Source organism: Kitasatospora sp. NPDC094028, assembly GCF_049543595.1.
In the GTDB taxonomy this organism is placed as follows: Bacteria; Actinomycetota; Actinomycetes; order Streptomycetales; family Streptomycetaceae; genus Kitasatospora.
On record NZ_JBMVFA010000001.1, the window covers coordinates 176,005 to 194,459 of the forward strand.

16 protein-coding genes are annotated in these 18,455 nt (G+C 74.8%); 3 read left to right on the forward strand and 13 right to left on the reverse strand.

The annotated features are described in order from the left end of the window. Positions 1-107 precede the first annotated feature (107 nt). The 7 genes from ACPC54_RS00755 to ACPC54_RS00785 form a co-directional block, all read right to left on the reverse strand. Positions 108-797: a DUF4191 domain-containing protein gene (locus tag ACPC54_RS00755; RefSeq protein WP_045692210.1), complete on the reverse strand. Its 690-nt coding sequence runs from the start codon at positions 795-797 to the stop codon at positions 108-110. Positions 798-893: 96 nt separating this feature from the next. Beyond that, complete coding sequence (locus ACPC54_RS00760) at positions 894-1,178, reverse strand: hypothetical protein (protein ID WP_498959672.1); 285 nt, start codon at positions 1,176-1,178, stop codon at positions 894-896. A gap of 111 nt (positions 1,179-1,289) precedes the next feature. Continuing rightward, positions 1,290-2,243: a lipoyl synthase gene (locus tag ACPC54_RS00765; protein ID WP_498959674.1), complete on the reverse strand. Its 954-nt coding sequence runs from the start codon at positions 2,241-2,243 to the stop codon at positions 1,290-1,292. A gap of 178 nt (positions 2,244-2,421) precedes the next feature. Next, a complete protein-coding gene (lipB, locus tag ACPC54_RS00770; RefSeq protein ID WP_498959676.1) occupies positions 2,422-3,219 on the reverse strand; it encodes a lipoyl(octanoyl) transferase LipB in 798 nt (265 codons plus the stop codon). 94 nt (positions 3,220-3,313) lie between these two features. Then, positions 3,314-5,323, reverse strand: a complete 2,010-nt coding sequence (locus ACPC54_RS00775; RefSeq protein WP_498959679.1) for a helix-turn-helix domain-containing protein — start codon at positions 5,321-5,323, stop codon at positions 3,314-3,316. 123 nt (positions 5,324-5,446) lie between these two features. After that, complete coding sequence (locus ACPC54_RS00780) at positions 5,447-6,820, reverse strand: MFS transporter (protein ID WP_498959681.1); 1,374 nt, start codon at positions 6,818-6,820, stop codon at positions 5,447-5,449. 258 nt (positions 6,821-7,078) lie between these two features. Next, the gene (locus ACPC54_RS00785) at positions 7,079-7,840 is read right to left on the reverse strand and encodes a 3-hydroxybutyrate dehydrogenase (RefSeq protein ID WP_498959683.1); all 762 of its coding nucleotides are present in this window, start codon (positions 7,838-7,840) and stop codon (positions 7,079-7,081) included. 320 nt (positions 7,841-8,160) lie between these two features. Between ACPC54_RS00785 and ACPC54_RS00790 the strand changes: the two genes are divergently transcribed. Continuing rightward, complete coding sequence (locus tag ACPC54_RS00790; protein WP_498959685.1) at positions 8,161-10,035, forward strand: NsdA family TPR-like regulatory protein; 1,875 nt, start codon at positions 8,161-8,163, stop codon at positions 10,033-10,035. A 45-nt stretch (positions 10,036-10,080) separates the two neighbouring features. Here ACPC54_RS00790 and ACPC54_RS00795 read toward each other — a convergent pair whose 3' ends face one another. The 4 genes from ACPC54_RS00795 to ACPC54_RS00810 form a co-directional block, all read right to left on the reverse strand. Then, positions 10,081-11,307 carry a cation:proton antiporter gene (locus ACPC54_RS00795; protein WP_498959687.1) on the reverse strand — a complete coding sequence of 409 codons (1,227 nt, stop codon included), beginning with the start codon at positions 11,305-11,307 and terminating at the stop codon, positions 10,081-10,083. Continuing rightward, positions 11,304-11,450 carry a hypothetical protein gene (locus tag ACPC54_RS00800; protein ID WP_498959689.1) on the reverse strand — a complete coding sequence of 49 codons (147 nt, stop codon included), beginning with the start codon at positions 11,448-11,450 and terminating at the stop codon, positions 11,304-11,306. The genes ACPC54_RS00795 and ACPC54_RS00800 overlap by 4 nt, the downstream gene beginning before the upstream one ends. A 75-nt stretch (positions 11,451-11,525) precedes the next feature. After that, a complete protein-coding gene (locus tag ACPC54_RS00805; RefSeq protein ID WP_498959692.1) occupies positions 11,526-12,857 on the reverse strand; it encodes an NAD(P)/FAD-dependent oxidoreductase in 1,332 nt (443 codons plus the stop codon). A gap of 493 nt (positions 12,858-13,350) precedes the next feature. After that, entirely contained in the window at positions 13,351-14,256 is a 906-nt protein-coding gene (locus ACPC54_RS00810) for a TIGR01777 family oxidoreductase (protein WP_498959694.1), read from the reverse strand. Positions 14,257-14,320: 64 nt separating this feature from the next. Here ACPC54_RS00810 and ACPC54_RS00815 point away from each other — a divergent pair, with 64 nt between their 5' ends. Together ACPC54_RS00815 and ACPC54_RS00820 are read left to right on the forward strand one after the other, a co-directional pair. Next, on the forward strand, positions 14,321-14,818 hold the full coding sequence (locus tag ACPC54_RS00815; protein ID WP_498959696.1) for a GNAT family N-acetyltransferase: 498 nt from the start codon (positions 14,321-14,323) through the stop codon (positions 14,816-14,818). A gap of 113 nt (positions 14,819-14,931) precedes the next feature. After that, complete coding sequence (locus tag ACPC54_RS00820; protein ID WP_498959698.1) at positions 14,932-15,981, forward strand: DUF2510 domain-containing protein; 1,050 nt, start codon at positions 14,932-14,934, stop codon at positions 15,979-15,981. Between the two features lie 37 nt (positions 15,982-16,018). Here the strand turns inward: ACPC54_RS00820 and ACPC54_RS00825 are convergent, their stop codons facing one another. Both ACPC54_RS00825 and sucB read right to left on the reverse strand, forming a co-directional pair. Next, the gene (locus ACPC54_RS00825; RefSeq protein ID WP_498959700.1) at positions 16,019-16,534 is read right to left on the reverse strand and encodes a DUF4240 domain-containing protein; all 516 of its coding nucleotides are present in this window, start codon (positions 16,532-16,534) and stop codon (positions 16,019-16,021) included. 154 nt (positions 16,535-16,688) lie between these two features. Then, on the reverse strand, positions 16,689-18,434 hold the full coding sequence (gene sucB, locus ACPC54_RS00830; protein WP_498959702.1) for a 2-oxoglutarate dehydrogenase, E2 component, dihydrolipoamide succinyltransferase: 1,746 nt from the start codon (positions 18,432-18,434) through the stop codon (positions 16,689-16,691). Positions 18,435-18,455 lie beyond the last annotated feature (21 nt).

Below are 18,455 nucleotides of genomic sequence, written 5' to 3' on the forward strand. Positions count from 1 at the left end.
AACGGCCGCCGGGCGCGGCACCGCCCGGCACCACGAAACACCGAACGGCCCCGCTGCGGAGCTTCCGCGGCGGGGCCGTTCGGTGTACCAGTCGGAGGGAGAGGGGGTCAGCGGACCTGGCCGCCCTTGGGCATCCGGGCACCCTTGGGCATCGGGCCCTTGGGGATCGGCGCCTTGGAGAGCAGGTCGCCCAGCGCGCGCAGCCGGTCGTTGGTCTCGGTGACCTGGGCGGCGGTGATGGCGCGGGGCAGCCGCATCAGGTGGATCTGCAGCTTCTTCAGCGGGACCTCGCCCTCGCTGTTGCCCACCACGATGTCGTGCACCGGGATGTCGCCGACGATGCGGGCCATCTTCTTCTTCTCGGAGGCCAGCAGCTGGCGCACCCGGTTCGGGTTGCCCTCACCGATCAGCGCGATGCCGGCCCGGCCCACGGCGCGGTAGACCGCGTCCTGGTTGCGGGTGATCGCGACCGGGGTGGTGCTGGAGCTCCAGCCGCGCCGGATGTTGTCCAGCACCGCCGCGACGGCCCCCGGCTGCCCCTCCATCTGCCCGAACGCGGCGCGCTCGGCCCGGCGGCCGAAGACGATCGCGACCGTCAGCACGGCCACGATGAAGCCCAGGATGCCCAGGTAGATGGGGTGGTCGATCGCGAAGCCGATGGCGAGGAACACGCCGAAGGTCAGCAGGCCGACGCCGGCAATGATCAGGCCGATTTTGGGGTCGACCTCTTTGGTCATTTTGTACGCCCGGCCGATCTGCTTCAGCCGCCCGGGGTTCTCGGATGTTTCCCTCGCCATAAGGCTCATGGTACGTGGCACGGGTGCGGGATATCCAAGCCTGGGTACCCGTTCGCCCGAACCGTGACCCGGGCGTCGGTGCGCCGTTGCGGACAGCTACGCCCGGGGCGCGTTCCTGGCGCCCCGGCCACCCGTCGCTCCCCGACCGCCCGCCACCGCCCGGGCGTCCGCCGTCGCCGCCGCGTCGTGCCGGCGGTCGGCCGCGTACCGGCGGTTCTCGCAGACCGCCGCCCAGGCGTTGCGCCGCGCGCGCCGCTGCCCGGGCGCGAGCAGGACGCTCTCGGCGAACCGCAGCGCCACCCCCACCGGCCCGATCCGCATCTCCATCCCGAACAGCTCCTCTCGTGGCTGAGAAGAATCGAACGCCTGCCGAGCGTCCATCGTCCCCACCCCGTGTTACCAGTCCGTGACCAGGCCGTCAAAGCGTGGTGAACGCCGGAAGGGCGGAGCCGCAGCTCCGCCCTTCCCCTGGCTCGAAACCGTCGCGGACGGTCAGACCGCCGCCTGCGCGCGCCGCTCCAGCGCCTGCCGGTACAGCCGGCCGGCGCGGTACGAGGAGCGCACCAGCGGGCCCGACATGACGCCGGCGAAGCCCAGCTCCTCGGCCTCCTGCTGCAGCTCGACGAACTCGTGCGGCTTGACCCAGCGCTCCACCGGGTGGTGGCGCAGCGAGGGCCGCAGGTACTGGGTGATGGTGATCAGCTCGCAGCCGGCGCCGACGAGGTCGGCCAGCGCCTGGCTGACCTCCTTGCGGGTCTCGCCCATGCCGAGGATCAGGTTGGACTTGGTCACCAGCCCGGCCGCGCGGGCCTGGGTGATGACGTCCAGCGAGCGCTCGTAGCGGAACGCCGGGCGGATCCGCTTGAAGATCCGCGGCACCGTCTCGACGTTGTGCGCCAGCACCTCGGGGCGGGAGGAGAAGACCTCGGCCAGCTGCTCGGGCACCGCGTTGAAGTCGGGGATCAGCAGCTCGACGCCGGTGCGGCCGCCCGTGCGCTCGGCGGTCATCGCGTGCACCTGGCGCACGGTCTCGGCGTACAGCCAGGCGCCGCCGTCCTCCAGGTCGTCGCGGGCGACGCCGGTGATGGTGGCGTAGTTGAGGTCCATGGTGACGATGGACTCGGCGACCCGGCGCGGCTCGTCGCGGTCGAACTCGGCGGGCTTGCCGGTGTCGATCTGGCAGAAGTCGCAGCGGCGGGTGCACTGGTCACCGCCGATGAGGAAGGTCGCCTCGCGGTCCTCCCAGCATTCGAAGATGTTGGGGCAGCCGGCCTCCTGGCAGACCGTGTGCAGCCCCTCCTTCTTCACCAGCGACTGGAGGGCGTTGTACTCCGGGCCCATCTTCGCGCGGGTCTTGATCCACTCGGGCTTCCGCTCGATGGGGGTCTCGCTGTTGCGGACCTCCAGGCGGAGCAGCTTCCTGCCGTCGGGCGCGACAGCGGACACGTGCGACTCCTAGAACTAGACGGGGTACCCCCAGGGTACGCCTGTGGTTGTACGGCCTTCGCCGGGCCTGCCGCCCCGCAATCGCAGGGCAACGCGGCTACTGGCCGGTAGATTCCCAGTGGCAGTGGATTCAGTGGCGGATCCAGCAGCCGGTGCGGCGGCTGGTCCGGCCGCCGGCTCAGCGGCCGAGCGCCGGTTCGGGCAGCTCGGCGAGGACGTCCGCCAGGTTCCGTTCGACGGTCGGCAGCGCGTCGCCGACCGCGAAGTCGCGCCCCAGCTCGCCGGCGATCGAGGCGACCCCGGCGTCCCGGATGCCGCACGGCACGATCTTGTCGAAGCCGGTCATGTCCGGGGCGCAGTTGAGCGAGAAGCCGTGCATGGTCACCCCGCGGGCGACCCGCACGCCGATCGCGGCGAGCTTGCGGTCGTCGCCGCGCTGCCCGGCGTTGGAGGGCGCGTACTCGGGGCCGGCCAGCCGCGGGTCGATGCCCAGGGGCAGGCCCAGCCGGAGGGTGAGCTTGCCGATGTCCACCACCTGCGCCGGGTCCACCACGGCGTCCGGGATGGTCTCGCCGAGCACCCAGACGCCGCTGCGGCCCTCGACCCGGGTGCTCTCGATGCCGAAGTCGGCGACCGAGCGGATCAGCGCCTCCTCCAGCCGGCGGACGTACGCGATCACGTCGATCGGGTCGGGCAGCTTGACGATCGGGTAGCCGACCAGCTGGCCGGGGCCGTGCCAGGTGATCTCGCCGCCCCGGTTGACCTGCACCACCGGGGTGCCGTCCAGCGGCAGGTCGGCGGGGTTGGTGCGCTTGCCCATCGTGTAGACGGGCTGGTGCTCCAGCAGCAGCACGGTGTCGGGGATCTCGTCCGCGACCCGCAGGGCGTGCAGCCGTTGCTGCTCCGCCCACGCCTCCTCGTAGGGGACGGTGTGCTCGCCTATGCCCCATCGCACGAACTGCACGTTCTGGCTCATGCGCACACCTCGCTCCGCTCGCTCACGGCCACCGCTCCTTGCCAGGCGTTCGAGACCAACCTCGCCACTGTACGCCCCCGGTCGTACTGGTCGTTCAGTCGCCCGACAGCAGCCGCAGCCGCAGCGCCAACTGCAGCTCCAGCGCGCGCTCCGGCAGGTTCCAGTCCCGGCCGAGCAGGGCCTCCACCCGGTCCAGCCGCTGGACGACGGTGTTCACGTGGACGTGCAGCTCGTCCTTGGCCCGGGTGAGGCTGCCGCCGCAGTCGAAGTAGGCGCGCAGGGTGCGGACCAGCTCGGTGCCGCGCCGGGCGTCGTAGGCGAGCAGCGGGCCGAGCGTCGCGCCGACGAAGCCGTCCACGTCGTGGCCGTCGCCGAGCAGCACGCCGAGGAAGCCGAGCGCGCCGGCCGAGGCGCCCTGGCCGGCGCGGCCGAGCACCCGCAGCGCCCGGACGCAGCGCAGGCCCTCGGCGTGCGCGGCGGCGAGCGCGGGTGGTCCGGCGGCAGGGCGGCCGGCGCCCACGGTGACCGGGAAGCCGACCAGCCGGGCCAGCCGCTCGGCGGCCTGCCGGGCGGTCTCCTCGGCGGCGTCGAGCGCGGCGGCGGGTACGGCGGCGGGTACGGCGGCGAGCGCGGCGGTGGGCGTCGTGGCGGCCGCGCCGTCGAGTGCGACGCCCGGTACGGCCCCGGCCGCCCCCTGCTCCAGCGGCACGAGCAGCACCACCGCCTCGCCGTGTTCGGCGCTGACGCCACGGGAGCCGAACAGGTACCGCCGGGCCGCGCCCGCCAGCCGTTCCCGGTCGCCGGTGCCGTCCGCGCCCGCCGGCTCGGCGACCAGCACCAGGTGCGGCCGGGCGAGGTCGACGCCGAGCCGGCGGCCGCGCGCGGTGAGCCCGGCCGGGTCGCGCTCGGGGGCGGTGAGCAGGTCGGTGAGGAGTTCGCCGCGGATCCGGTTCTCGGTCTCGGCGACCGAGCGGCGCAGCAGCAACAGCAGCGCGGTGACCACGCTGGCCCGTTCGAACAGCCGCCGGTCCGGGTCGTCGAGGTCCGGCCGGCCGGTGAGCACCATGGTGCCCAGCGCGTCCTGCCCGGCCAGCACCGCGCAGATCCACCGCCCGCCGTGCCGCACCGACCGCCCTTCGGTCCGGGAGGCGGCCACCGCCGTCGCCAGCCCGTCGACGGGCGCGGGCCGTCCGGCGAGCGGCTCGCCCTCGGCGTCCAGGACGGCGATCTCCCCGCCCAGCAGGTGGGCGACGGCGGCGGCGACGTCGGACACCGCGGCGCCGCGCAGCACCAGGTCGGTGAGCCGGTCGTGCGCCCGCTCGGCGCGTTGGACGGCGGCGGAGTGGGCCCGGACCAGCTCGTTGGCGGCGTTCAGCTCGTCGAGCGCGGCCCGGGTGTCGGCCAGCGACTTGGCGGTGTCGAGGGCGATCGCGGCGTGTGCGGCGAGGGTGCACAGCAGCGCGACCTCGTCGGGGGAGAAGGCGCGCGGCGAGCGGTCGGCGGCGAACAGCACGCCGATGACCTGCCCGCCGAGCAGCAGCGGCACCCCGATGATCGCCACCAGGCCCTCGTCGAGGACGCCCGCGTCGATGGTGCCGGTGTGGTGGAAGCGCTCGTCGGTGCGGTAGTCGGGGGTGGCGTACGGGCGGGCGGTCTGCGCGACCAGGCCGCCGAGGCCGTCGCCGAGGCTGAGCCGGAGGGTCTGGAAGAGGACGGAGACCGAGCCGTCGGTGACCCGCATGTAGGTGTCGCCGGCGGTCTCGTCCGGCAGGGTCAGGTAGGCGGTGTCGGTGCCGAGCAGCATGCGGGCGCGGCGGACGATCGCCTGCAGCACGGTGTCCAGGTCCCGGGAGGCGGCGAGGTCCCCGGCGGTGTCGAACAGTGCCGTCAACTCGGCCTCGCGGCGCCGGTGTTGGCGCAGGGTGCGGTGCACCCGCAGGGCCTGCCAGGTGGCGTGGTCGAGTTCGGCGAGGACGGCGGCCGACGCGCCGCGGCGGCGGGCGTCGGCCGGTACCTCGGCGAAGTCCTCGGTGGCGGCGCCGGAGGCGAGCAGGTCGAGCAGCCGCCGCAGCGCGGGTGCGACGCTCTCGTCGGGGTGGTCCATGGTGGGGCCGCCAATCGGCGTCGGTCCGGCGGTTTCCGAGAAGTCGCGATGCTAGCGGCTTCCGGCCCGGCCGGGCGCGGCCCGTCCCGATTCGGCCCGGACCGGCCCGATCCGGTCCAACCCTCAGGCCACGGTGGCCTTTTCGGCCGTCTCCCCGGTCGCGGACCGTTCCTCGACCTCGGCGAGGTCCTGCCCCCTGGTCTCCCGGCCGCACAGCACCGCCAGGACGGTGACGGCCGCCGCGATCGCCACGTACACCGCGATCGGTGTCGCGCTGCCGTAGTCCTTGAGCAGCGCGGTCGCGATCAGCGGCGCCGGCGCGCCGGCCGCCACCGAGGCGAACTGGGCGCCGATCGACGCGCCCGAGTACCGCATCCGGGTCGCGAACAGTTCGGAGAAGAAGGCGGCCTGGGGTGCGTACATCGCGCTGTGGAACACCAGGCCGACGGTGACGGCGAGGACCAGCTGACTGAAGGAACGGGTGTCCACCAGCCCGAAGAAGACGAACGCCCACACCCCGACGCCGACCGCGCCGACCAGGTACACCGGCCGGCGCCCGACCCGGTCGGACAGCGCGCCGAACAGCGGGATCAGCGCGAACTGGATCGCCGAGGCGATCAGGACGGCGTTCAGCGCGCTCTGCTTGCCGAAGTGCGCGTGGTTGACGGCGTACACGAGCACGAAGGTGGTCATGACGTAGTACGAGATGTTCTCCGCCATCCGGGCGCCCATCGCCACCAGCACCTCCCGCCAGTGGTGCCTCAGTACCGCCACCAGCGGCGGCTGCTCGGCCGCGGCCTGCTGCTTCTTCCTCGCCTCACGCGCCGCCAACGCCTGCTGGAACAGCGGGGATTCGTCCACCGCCAGCCGGATCCACAGGCCCACCGCGACCAGCACCGCCGAGAGCAGGAACGGCACCCGCCAGCCCCAGGACTGGAACGCCTCGTCCGAGAGCGCTCCCGTCATCAGCGACAGGATCCCGGCCGCCAGCAGGTTCCCGGCCGGCGCCCCGCCCTGCGGCCAGGAGGCCCAGAAGCCGCGCCGCCGCTGGTCCCCGTGCTCCGACACCAGCAGCACCGCGCCGCCCCACTCGCCGCCGAGCGCGAACCCCTGCACCAGCCGGAGCGCCGTCAGCATCACCGGCGCCGCGACCCCGACCGCCCCGTAGGTCGGCAGCAGCCCGATCGCGGTGGTCGACCCGCCCATCAGCAGCAGGCTCACCACCAGCAGCTTCTTCCGCCCCACCCGGTCACCGAAGTGCCCGAACACCAGCGCCCCGAGCGGGCGCGCCGCGAACCCGATGGCGTAGGTGAGGAAGGACAGCAGGGTGCCGGTCAGCGGGTCGCTCGTCGGGAAGAACACCTTCCCGAAGACCAGTGCCGCGGCCGTTCCGTACAAGAAGTAGTCGTACCACTCGATCGTGGTTCCGATCAGACTCGCGGCCACCACCCGCGGGAGTGACCCGCGCGTGGCAGCACCGTTGGCAGGGGCGCTCATGCCCACCACATCCGTTCCGGGGGGATTCCAGGGGAGACGACGTCGCCACAAGGTAGGAACCCCACGCTCCCGGGCCTATGTGTCCGGCCCACACAGTCCAGGGGGTGGATATGCCCGGCCGCCCCATAACCACCCGTAGCCCCGGCAGTCCCCGCCAGCCCCTCGCCGCCCCCGGCCGGTCGGCGGCTCCGCCCGGGCGCACGCCGATGGCCCGCGCCCCGTACGGCCGGGGCGCGGGCTGATCGGTCCGGGGCCGGGTCAGCGGGCCGTCCAGCCGCCGTCCAGGACGAGGCTGGCGCCGGTGAGGGAGGCGGCGGCGGGGGAGCAGAGGTGGAGGGCGAGGGCGGCGACCTCCGAGGGGTCGATGAGGCGCTTGAGGGCGGTGCGGTCGAGCATGATCCGCTCGACCACCTCGTCCTCGGGGATGCCGTGCGCGAGGGCCTGGGCGGCGATCTGGTTCTCGACCAGCGGCGTGCGGACGTAGCCGGGGTTGATGCAGTTGCTGGTGACGCCGTGCGGGGCGGCCTCCAGCGCGACGGTCTTGCTGAGGCCCTCCAGGGCGTGCTTCGCCGTCACGTAGGCGGACTTGAACGCGCTGGCGCGCAGGCCGTGGACCGAGGAGATGTTGACGACCCGGCCCCACCCCCGCTCGTACATCCGCGGCAGGGTACGGCGCAGGATGCGGAACGGGGCCTCCACCATGACGCGTTGGATGAGGGCGAAGCGTTCGGGCGGGAACTCGTGGACGGGCGCGACGTGTTGCAGGCCCGCGTTGTTGACGACGATGTCGGCGTCGTCCGGCAGGGCGTCCACGGCGGCCGGGTCGGCGAGGTCGGCGACGATCGCGAGCCCGCCGATCCGCTCGGCGACGTCCCGGGCCGGATCGGCCGCGAGGTCGACGACGTAGACCCGGGCGCCGGCCCCGGCGAGGGCCTCGGCACAGGCCCGGCCGATGCCCGAGGCGGCCCCGGTGACCAGGGCCGTACGGCCGTCGAGCGGGCGGTCTGTAGTGGTGTCCATGGTGGTGAACGGTAGGAATCCGGCGGCCCGGCTCCCATGTGGCGGGCCGCCACAGCGCTCGGGCGGGCTGTGGCGACGGACCCCATGACGCCCACCGGGGGCCCGATCGACGGTCCGCCCCCGGACAGCCAAACCCCTCCTGACCTCGCTTCACCACGATGGGCGCGAATGCTTCACCCGTTCGGAGGATTGCTCGGTCAGATCCGCCCATAGCGCCCGAATGCTCGCTACATTCACGCCGATTCCCGACAGGGGCGCCGCCCCGGCCCGCCGAAGTGCTGGTGAAGCCCGGTGCGACGTCCGAGAGGTGTTGACTGATCATGCCCCAACGGCCTGCTACCGACAGCCCGGCGTACGGACCGCTCGACCCGCTCGGCCAGCACCGAGGTCCGGTCGGCCGGGCCCTTCCGGACGCCCCCGACGCCCTGACCACCGACGCCCTGACCACCGACGTCCTGACCGCCACCGACCCGCGGACCACCGATCCCCGGGCCCCCGAGGTCGGCACCGCGGACGAGCTGCGGCTGCCCGTACAGGCCACACCCGACGACCGGCACGCGCCCGCCGCGGCACCGGCCCCCGCCGCCGGGAAGGCGCACTCCGGCCCGGCCCCGCAGAACGGCCAGCTGGCCGCGCTGATCGAGGAGGCCGGCTTCTCGCACGCCGGCCTCGCCCGCCGGGTCGACCAGCTCGGCCTGGAGCACGGCCTCGACCTGCGCTACGACAAGACCTCGGTCACCCGCTGGCTGCGCGGCCAGCAGCCGCGCGGCGCCACCCCGGCGCTGATCGCCGAGGTGTTCACCCGCCGCCTCGGCCGCCGCCTGACCGCCCAGGACCTCGGCCTGGACGCCTGCGCCCCGGTCTACGCCGGCCTGGAGTTCGCCGAGACGCCGCAGGAGGCGGTGGACATCGTCGCGAGCATGTGGCGCAAGGACAACGGCCCGCAGTCCGAGCTGCGCCGGATCGCCTTCACCCCGGCCGGCCTGGTCGTCCCCAGCCGGGACTGGCTGATCGGCCGCACCGACGAGCGGGTCGCCCGGGACGGCTCCACCCTGGCCCGCCCGGACGCCGCCTCGGGCCCGCCGGCCGGTGACCGGCCCGCCGGGCCCGCCGGGCCCGTCACCGGCCCGGCGCGCCTCCAGGCCCCGGGCGCCCCCGGCGGCGCCCCACCGCCCACGGTCACCGGCACCGCCGCCGCCATCGGCCGCGTCCCCACCCAGAGCCGCCGCCCGCCCGCGGCCGTCGAACCGCCGTACTCCGACCCGGCCCGCGAGGCCCGCCCCGCCCTGCGGGTCGGCCGCGGGGACATCGCCGCCATCCGCGCGGTCGGCGACCTCTTCCGCGCCCTCGACCACGCCTACGGCGGCGGCCACGCCCGCCAGGCGCTGGTGCGCTACCTGGAGAGCGAGGCCGAGCCGATGCTGCGCGGCCGCTACGGCGAGCAGATCGGCCGGGCGCTGTTCGGCGCGGTCGCCGACCTCACCCGGCTGGCCGGCTGGACGTCCTTCGACATCGCCGCGCACGGCCTCGCCCAGCGGTACTTCGTCCAGGCGCTGCGCCTGTCCCAGGCCGCCGGGGACCGCGCGCTCGGCGGCTACGTGCTGGTGACGATGAGCCAGCAGGCCGTCCACCTCGGCCACGGCCGGGAGGCCGTCCAGCTCGCCCGGGTCGCCCAGCAGGGCGTGGGCACCGCCGTCCCGGCCACCGTCCAGGCGCTGATGCACGCCGCCGAGGCGCGCGGGCACGGCCTGCTGGGCGACGTCCGCTCCTGCACGACGGCCCTGGTGCGCGCCGAGCGCTCCCTCGCCGCCGCCCGGACGGGGGACGAACTGCCTGCCTGGGCACGGTACTTCGACGAGGCCCAGCTCTCCGACGAGTTCGCGCACTGCTACCGCGACCTCCAGCAGTGGCGGACCTCCGCGCAGCACGCCGAGAAGTCGCTGCGGCTGCGCTCGCCCGCCTACGCCCGCAGCCGGATCTTCTGCCGGCTGGTGCTCGCCACCGCCCGGCTCGGCATGGGCGACCTCGACGAGGCCTGCACCATGGCGACCGACGCGCTGCGGGCGGCGGGGGAGATGCGCTCGGCGCGCTCGCTGGAGTACGTCCGGGACTTCCACCGCCGCCTCACCCCCTACCGCGGCAGCCCGGTGGCCCGCGCCTTCGAGGAGACGGCCCGCCAGGCGGGGGTGATCTGAGCCGGCGGCCCACCCGCACGAGGACGGTCCGGGCCGGCAGCGGCATCACCAGCTCTCGGCCCGCACCCGCGGCTGCCCGTCCTCCTCCGGAACCCCTGCCCGGACGGCGCCGCGCACCCGCTGCGCCACCAGCGGGAACGCCAGCACCGACAGCATCCCGGCGCCGACCAGCGCCGCCGCGGTGGAGGACGGCATGTGCCCGTCGTCGACCTCGATGGTGGTGATCACCACGACCAGCGGCAGTGCCGTCGCGCCGTACAGTCCGAGCGCCGCGCGGTCCCGCCGGCCCAGCCCGGCCGGGGCGAGCAGTACGGCCGGCACCCCGCGTACGGCGAGCAGCAGGGCCAGGAACACCGGGACGAGCAGCAGCGTGCCCGGATCGTCGAGCAGCGCGTCCAGGTCGAATTTCATCCCGCTGACCACGAAGAAGACCGGCACCAGGAAGCCGAAGCCGATGCTCTCCAGCTTGGCCTCGATCACCTCCTCCTCGGCCTGCCGGATGTCCGAGAGCAGCAGCCGGGAGACGATCCCGGCGGTGAAGGCGCCGAGCAGCATGTCGAGGTCGAGCCAGAGCGCGGCGGCGACCATCGCGGCGAGCACCAGGATCACCGCCCGGATCGCGAACTGGCCGGACGTGCGCAGCGTGCGCTCGATCAGCCGGGTCGTCCAGGCCGGGCGCGGCCGGCGGGCGCCGAGCACGGCCAGCGCGGTGATCACCGCGAAGGCGCCGAGGATGACGGCCGTCCGGGCGGGGGAGTTGCCGCTGAGCAGCACGGCGATCGCGATGATCGGCCCGAACTCGCCGACCGCGCCGGTGGCCATCACCAACGAGCCGAAGGGAGTGGGCAGTTCGCCGGAGTCGCGGAGGATCGGCAGGATCGTGCCGAGCGCGGTGGTGGTGAGCGCGAGCCCGGCGAACGCGCCGCCCAGCGGGTCCCGGTTGAGCAGCGCGCCCGCGCCGAGGGCGACCGCCAGCGAGACCAGCCACGCGGCGCCCGCCCGTTTCAGCGGGCCGCCGCGCAGCTTGGCGAAGTCGATCTCGTACCCGGCCAGGAACATCAGCATGGCCAGGCCGAACTGGGAGAGCGCGTCGATCAGGCCGTCGACGCGGGCCCAGCCCAGGACGTCCGGGCCGATCAGGACGCCGAGCACGATCTCGAACACGACGGTCGGCACGGCGATCCACCGCAGCAGCCGGTCGGCGAGCAGCGGCGCGGCCACGGCCGCCGCGGGGATCAGGATCAGCGCGACCGGCTGGGCGGAGGCGCTCACCGGGCGGCCGGCCGGCCCGTGGACGGCGCGGCGGACGGACGGTTCGCGGAAATCGCCGGAATCGTCCGATGATCGGTCGGATCGGTCGGATCGGTCGGATCGGTCGGATCGGTCGGATCGGTCGGATCGGTCAGGGCGGTCATATCGGCATCCTGGCACGTGGCCGGTCCGTCACCCGGACAGACCGCCCACGTGTTCCCGGCCGGGCGGCCGGGTCGTCAGGCCGCCGCCTCCGCCTCCCGGGCCCCGGCCGGCAGGCCCAGGTCGCGCAGCACGGCCAGCGCGGCCCGCCGCCCGGACACCAGTGCGCCCTGCGCGGTGCTGCTGTCCCGGTGGTCCCCGGCGACGTACAGACCGGCCAGCACCCGCACCGGCCGCCGCAGGTTGTGCGGCGGCGGCATCGCGGGCAGCGCGTCCGGGAGGTGCCGCACGCTCAGGAACTGCCAGCCGGCCGTCGAGGCGCCGTACAACTCGGCGAGCCGCGCCCGGACGGCCGGTTCCAGCCCGGCCGGGCCGCCCGCGTCGAAGGCGCGCCGCCCGAGCACGGTGGTGGCGATCAGCGCCTGCCCGGCAGGCGCGTACGAGGGGTGCAGCTCGCTGAGCACCAGCGAGTGCGAGACCAGCGGCGGTTGCCCGCCCGGCCGGTCGCCGTCCAGCAGCAGGACGGCCTCGCCGAGCGGGGGGCGGGCGGCCGCGTGGTAGAAGGTCGTGACCGGGTGGAAGTCCGGCAGCCGCAGTCCGGGCAGCAGGTCGGCGGCGGAGCGGGCGTCGGTGGCGACGACCACGGCCTGGGCGTCGATCCGCCCGTGGGCGGTGGTCTCGACGCCGTCGGCGGAGATCGAGGTGACCCGCACCCCGGTGCGCACGGTGCCGGCGGGCAGCGACTCGGCCACCTGGGCCGGTACGGCCGCGATCCCGCCGGCGGGCAGACAGAGCCGTCCGCGCGCGTAGGAGCGCAGCACCAGGTCGGCGATCCGGCTGCTGGTGCCGAGCGCCGGATCGCCGAGCAGGGCGCTCAGCAGGGGGCGCAGGAAGCCGTCGACGGTGCGCGGGGCGAGCCCGTGGCCGGCCAGTGCGCGGGCGGTGGTGGTCTCCGGGCGGGCCTGCAGCCGGGCGGCCGGGGTGGCGGCGAGGCGGCCGAGCCAGCTGCCGAGCCGGGCCTTGTCGAGCGGGCTGCCGAGCGGGGCGCGGGTGGCGGCGTGCCGGGCGGTGGTGAGCTGCGGGTCGCCGGTGCGGTAGCGGCGGCCGGCGGTGTGCACGAGCACGCCGGGGGCGAGCGGGCGCAGTTCGAGGCGGTCGAGGTCGAGCGCCCGGCGCAGTTCCGGATAGGCGGTGTTGAGCAGGTGGCTTCCGTCGTCGAGCCGGAATCCGTCCAGCTCGCGGGTGGCCATCCGGCCACCGATCCGGTCGGTGGCCTCCAGGACCTGGACGGCGAGGCCGTGGCCGGTGAGCACGCGGGCGGCGGCCAGGCCCGCGAGTCCGGCACCGACCACGACGACGTCCGGGTCGGACGGTCGACGGGTACGGCGGGTGAAGTCGTACGTGGGCACTGGCGTGCTCCCTCCCAAGGGTTCCCGGGGCTCCGGCCGACGCGGGCGGCGAGGTGCCGGGCACGGTCCGACGATGTGATGCCCAGTCGATATGAGCATCAGACAGCCATACCGGGCCCGATCCGGGGGCCGGGAAGGGTTGTGCGGCACCGGCCGGGGGCGCGGTCACGGACAGTGCGCCGTGGTGGCCGCCAACCGGGGTCGACGGGCGCGTACGGTCACCGGGGGCGTGCGACGCGCCCGCCGTGTGCTCCCGTGCGCCCCCTCCCGGAGCCGGTCCGCTGGAGGCCCGATCGGGCCCGGCATATGCCCCTGGCCAGGGCGAACGTCGCACCGGACGTACTCCGCCGACCCACCCGCAGTCGGTGGCCGCAGCCGTCCGACGCGCCCCACCCGGCGCGCGTCGACGGAAGGGCGCCCCTGGTTGAGCGGGCGCCGGGAGGAGCCGGAGGGGGCGCTCCCGCAGCGGCGCGCCCCCCGCGTCGAGCGCCCGTCAGAGCGCCGCCCGCACCACCGAGTCCACGTCCGGGTGCGCGAACCGGAACCCCGCGTCCAGCAGTCGCCGCGGCACCACCCGGTGGCTGCCGACCACCTCGACCGCCAGTTCCCCGAGCACCGCCCTGAGCACAGCCTCCGGCACCGGGAACGGCGTCGGCCGTCGCAGCGCCCGGCCGAGCGCCGCGGTCAGCTCGGCGTTGGTGGCCGGCTCCGGCGCGGCGAGGTTGAAGGCGCCGGCGAGGTCCTCCCGGTCGATCAGGAACCGCAGCGCGGCGACCTCGTCGGCCAGCGAGATGAGGCTCCAGTACTGCTGCCCGTCGCCGAGCCGCCCGCCCAGGCCCAGCTTGAACAGCGGGAACAGCCGCTGGCCGGCGCCGCCGGCCGCGGACAGCACCATCCCGGTGCGCGGGTGGACGACCCGGATGCCGGCCCGCTCGGCCGGTCGCGCCGCGGCCTCCCACTCCACGCAGACCTCGGCCAGGAAGTCGTCGCCGGCCGGGGAGTCCTCGTCGACGACCCGGGCGCCGGTCTGCCCGTACCAGCCGACCGCCGAGGCGCTGACCAGGACGCGCGGCGGCTCCTTCAGCTCGGCCAGCGCGACGGCGAGCGTCTCGGTGCCGAGGACGCGGCTCTCCCGGATCTCGCGCTTGTACCGTTCCGTCCAGCGGCGGTCGCCGACCCCGGCCCCGGCCAGGTGCACCACCGCCTCGACCCCGGTCAGCCCGTCCCGCTCGACCTGGCCGAGCAGCGGGTTCCAGCCGATCGCGGTGCTGCCGTCCGGCTGTGGCCCGGTCCGGGAGCGGCTGCGGACCAGCCGCACCACCTCGTGACCGTCCGCCAGCAGCGAGCGGACCAGTGCCGAACCGATCAATCCCGTGGAGCCCGTGACAGCGATGCGCATGGGCCCATCCTCGCAGTCCTTAAACCGGTGTGACGTTCGCACACGCCTCCCTAGGCTGACGCCCATGCCCAACGACGATCTGATCATCCGACCGGCCCGGCCCGAGGACGAGCGCGAACTCGCCGCCCTCGACCGCGCCGCCTGGTCCACCCTGTCCGACGTCTCCCCGGCGCCGCGCGAGACGGACACCGTCTTCGACGAGCGGCACCGGCCCGAGCACTATCTGCTCGCCCTCCTGGGCGGCCGGATCGTCGGCTACGTCCGCCAGGTCCCGGCGACCCGGCTGGCGAGCAACGGGCACGTCCGCCAGATCCAGGGCCTGGCCGTGGACGCCGCGGTGCGCGGCCGGGGCGTCGGCCGCCGCCTGGTCGAGGAGGCCTGCGAGGCGGCCCGCGCCGAGGGCGCCCGCAAGCTGAGCCTGCGGGTGCTCGGCTGGAACGCCCCGGCCCGCCGGCTCTACGAGAGCTGCGGTTTCGTGGTCGAGGGCTCGCTGGCCGAGGAGTTCCTGATCGACGGCAGGTACGTGGACGACGTCTGGATGGCCCGCCGGCTGACCGGCTGAGCACCGCCCGCCCGGAAGCGCCTGACCAATCGTCAGAAACGCTGCCGGGGTGGTGCACAGTCGTGACCCAACCGCGCTGTCTGCGGCGCCGCCGGGCCGGGTACGGTACGCCCGTGAGCAACTCGACGCCTCCCGGGTGGTACCCGGTCCCCGGTGCGGACGGCACCCCCGGTCATGAGCGCTGGTGGGACGGCAGGGCCTGGACCGGCGAGACCCGCCCGCTCCCGGACGGCGCCGCCCGGCTCGCCGAAGCCCCGACCCAGGGCTGGCAGCCGCCCTCCCCGCAGCCCGGCTACGGCGGCCCGCAGCAGCAGCCCCCCGCCTACGGCTACCCGGGCGGCGCCCCGGCCCCGGGCTACGGCTACCCGGGCCAGGACGGCAGCGGCGCCGGCTACGGCTACCCGGGCCAGGAGTTCCAGGGCGCCGGCTACGGCTACCCCGGCCCGGGCTACCCGCAGCAGCGCCCCGGCCGGACGAAGCCGGGCGTGATCGTCGGCGTCTCCGTCGCCGTGCTCGCCGTGGGCGGGATCATCGCCGGTCTCGTGCTCAGCGGGGGCGACGACACCCCGCAGGCGGACCCGACCCCGAACCCCACGGTCAGTACCCAGAGCACCGCCCCCGCCCCCGGCCCGACGCCGAAGCCCAGCCCGCCCAAGCCGCTGCCCGCGGTCAAGTCCACGATCCCGGACTCGCAGCACGCGATCAGCGTCCCGGTCTACGACGGCTGGGACGCGGCCACCGACTCCCCGCACTCCACCGTCTACCTCGGCACCGGCAAGTACACCTGCCCGACCGGCGGGGCCTGCATCCGCGGCCAGTTCTCGGTCGAGAAGGACGTCATCCAGGGCTCCTCGGCCAAGGCCGCCGCCGACGCCGCGATGCCCGCCTACGCGGAGCAGATCTTCACCGGGATCACCTCGCACACCGACGCCGGCTCCGACAACGTCAGCGTCGCCGGCGTGCGCGGCTACGCCGTCCGCTGGCACGTCCGCACCTCGGACGGCACCCAGGGTTACGTGCTGCTGGCCGCCGTCCAGGCCAAGGGCGGCGGTTACGTGGTGTTCGAGGGCGGTGTGGACGACGACCCGCAGGCGCCGGACCCGTCGGTGCTCGACCAGATCCTCAAGGGCATCACCAAGGACGGCTCCGGCAGCGCCACCTGAGCCGGCCGGGGCCCGTGCCGGGCCCTGCCGGGGCGCCTCAGTCCCCGTAGCGCTCCCACAGCTTGGGGAAGCGCTTCGCCATCACGTCCGGGTCGTCGAAGTCCAGCGCGGGCCCGGCCGGGGCGGCCGGCTGGCGCCCGCCCACCTCGGGCAGCGGCAGGCCGGTCAGCCGCTCGTACGCCTCGTCGGCGGCGTAGCCGAGGTCCTCGGCCTCGCCGTCCTCCTCCTCGTCGAACTCGGGCAGCAGGTCCGCCAGGTCGTCCGGCTCGGCCAGGCCGCCTTCGAAGACGTCCCGGCCCTGGCCGATCAGCCAGCAGCGGAAGAGGTCGAAGACCTCCTCGGACGCGCCGTCCAGCAGCAGGTGGGCGGCGCCCCACAGGTCGTTGCGGTAGGCGCGCTGGAACCGGGCCTCGAACAGCCGGGCGAAGTCGATCACGTCGTCCGGGGTGAGCTGCACGAGCCGCTCCACCAGCAGGTCCGCCTGCTCGTCGGGATCGCCGTCGGCGCCGTCCCACGTCTCGTCGATGATCTGCCAGAAGTCCGTCTCGTCCATCACCGCTCCAGGATCCCCGTTCGTTCGTCTCCGCGCATGCCACGACCCGGGCCCGGTGCCCGGGGACGGCGGAGCCCCGCGTCGTCCGGGGACGACACGGGGCTCCGCACGGCCGCTGTACTCGACAGCCACTGTGTTCGACAGCCGATCGGCCTTACAGGCCGAGCTCGACCTCGAACTCGCCGGCCTCCAGGATCTCCTTGACCGCGACCAGGTAGCGGGCGGCGTCGGCGCCGTCCACCAGGCGGTGGTCGTAGGAGAGCGACAGGTAGGTCATGTCGCGGATGCCGATGGCGGTGCCGCCGTCGGCCTCGATCACGACCGGGCGCTTCACGGTGGCGCCGATGCCCAGGATGGCGACCTGGTTCGGCGGCACGATCACGGTGTCGAACAGCGCACCGCGCGAGCCGGTGTTGCTGATCGTGAAGGTGGCGCCGGACAGCTCGTCCGGGGTGATCTTGTTGCCGCGGACCTTGTCGGCCAGCTCGGCGGTCTTCTTCGAGATGCCGGCGATGTTGAGGTCGCCCGCACCCTTGATGACCGGGGTCATCAGACCCTTCTCCGAGTCCACCGCGATCCCGATGTTCTCGGTGTCGAAGTAGGTGATGGTGCCCTCGGCCTCGTTGATCCGGGCGTTGATGACCGCGTGGGCCTTCAGCGCCTGGGCGGCGGCCTTGACGAAGAACGGCATCGGGGACAGCTTCACGCCCTCGCGGGCGAGGAAGGAGTCCTTGGCCTTGCCGCGCAGCGACATGATCTTGGTGACGTCCACCTCGACCACGCTGGTCAGCTGGGCCTGCTCGTGCAGGGCCTTCAGCATGTTGTCGCCGATGACCTTGCGCATGCGGGTCATCTTGACCGTCTGGCCGCGCAGGGCGGACGGCGCGGCGGCGGCCTTCGGCGCGGCGGCCGGGGCGGCAGCGGCGACCGGGGCCGGAGCGGCCTTGGCGGCCTCCGCGGCGGCGATGACGTCCTGCTTGCGGATGCGGCCGCCGACGCCGGTGCCGGCGACGGCGGACAGCTCCACGCCGTGCTCGGCGGCGAGCTTGCGCACCAGCGGGGTGACGTAGGCGTCACCGGCGTCGGCCACCGGGGCGGCCGGGGCGACCGGAGCGGCCACGGGGGCCGGAGCCGGGGCGGCCACGGGGGCCGGGGCGGCGGCGACCGGAGCCGGAGCGGCAACCGGGGCGACCGGAGCCGGAGCGGCGACCGGGGCCGGAGCGGCCGCGGGGGCCGGGGCAGCGACCGGCGCCGGAGCGGCCACCGGAGCCGGGGCGGCGGCGACGGCACCGGCGGCACCGATCAGCGCGAGCTGGGCGCCGACCTCGGCGGTCTCGTCCTCGCCGACCAGGATCTTCACCAGGGTGCCGGCGACCGGCGACGGGATCTCGGTGTCGACCTTGTCGGTGGAGACCTCGAGCAGCGGCTCGTCGACCTCGACCGTCTCACCCTCGGCCTTCAGCCAGCGGGTGACGGTGCCCTCGGTGACCGACTCGCCCAGCGCGGGCAGCAGCACCGGGGTGGCGTCGCCGGCCGGAGCGGCCGGGGCGGCGGCGACCGGAGCGGCAACCGGGGCCTCGGCGACCGGAGCGGCGACCGGCGCCGGGGCGGCGACGGGCGCGGCCTCGGCGACGGGGGCCGGGGCGGCGGCCGGGGCGCCGGTGCCGTCGTCGATGATCGCCAGCTCGGCGCCGACCTCGACGGTCTCGTCCTCGCCGACCTTGATCGAGGAGAGGATGCCGGAAGCCGGGGCCGGGATCTCGGTGTCGACCTTGTCGGTCGAGACCTCGAGCAGCGGCTCGTCGACCTCGACACGCTCACCCTCGGCCTTCAGCCAGCGGGTGACGGTGCCCTCGGAAACGCTCTCGCCCAGCGCGGGCAGTGTTACTGAGACCGCCATGGTTTCAGCGACTCCTATCAA

What these genes read in the sequence shown, in the direction of transcription:
- ACPC54_RS00755 (WP_045692210.1), bottom strand. Translation starts at nt 797, where the DNA reads ATGGCGAGGGAAACATCCGAGAACCCCGGGCGGCTGAAGCAGATCGGC.
- ACPC54_RS00760 (WP_498959672.1), bottom strand. Translation starts at nt 1,178, where the DNA reads ATGGACGCTCGGCAGGCGTTCGATTCTTCTCAGCCACGAGAGGAGCTG.
- lipB (WP_498959676.1), bottom strand. Translation starts at nt 3,219, where the DNA reads ATGAGCCAGAACGTGCAGTTCGTGCGATGGGGCATAGGCGAGCACACC.
- ACPC54_RS00775 (WP_498959679.1), bottom strand. Translation starts at nt 5,323, where the DNA reads ATGGACCACCCCGACGAGAGCGTCGCACCCGCGCTGCGGCGGCTGCTC.
- ACPC54_RS00780 (WP_498959681.1), bottom strand. Translation starts at nt 6,820, where the DNA reads ATGAGCGCCCCTGCCAACGGTGCTGCCACGCGCGGGTCACTCCCGCGG.
- ACPC54_RS00785 (WP_498959683.1), bottom strand. Translation starts at nt 7,840, where the DNA reads ATGGACACCACTACAGACCGCCCGCTCGACGGCCGTACGGCCCTGGTC.
- ACPC54_RS00790 (WP_498959685.1), top strand. Translation starts at nt 8,161, where the DNA reads ATGCCCCAACGGCCTGCTACCGACAGCCCGGCGTACGGACCGCTCGAC.
- ACPC54_RS00800 (WP_498959689.1), bottom strand. Translation starts at nt 11,450, where the DNA reads ATGACCGCCCTGACCGATCCGACCGATCCGACCGATCCGACCGATCCG.
- ACPC54_RS00810 (WP_498959694.1), bottom strand. Translation starts at nt 14,256, where the DNA reads ATGCGCATCGCTGTCACGGGCTCCACGGGATTGATCGGTTCGGCACTG.
- ACPC54_RS00815 (WP_498959696.1), top strand. Translation starts at nt 14,321, where the DNA reads ATGCCCAACGACGATCTGATCATCCGACCGGCCCGGCCCGAGGACGAG.
- ACPC54_RS00825 (WP_498959700.1), bottom strand. Translation starts at nt 16,534, where the DNA reads ATGGACGAGACGGACTTCTGGCAGATCATCGACGAGACGTGGGACGGC.
- sucB (WP_498959702.1), bottom strand. Translation starts at nt 18,434, where the DNA reads ATGGCGGTCTCAGTAACACTGCCCGCGCTGGGCGAGAGCGTTTCCGAG.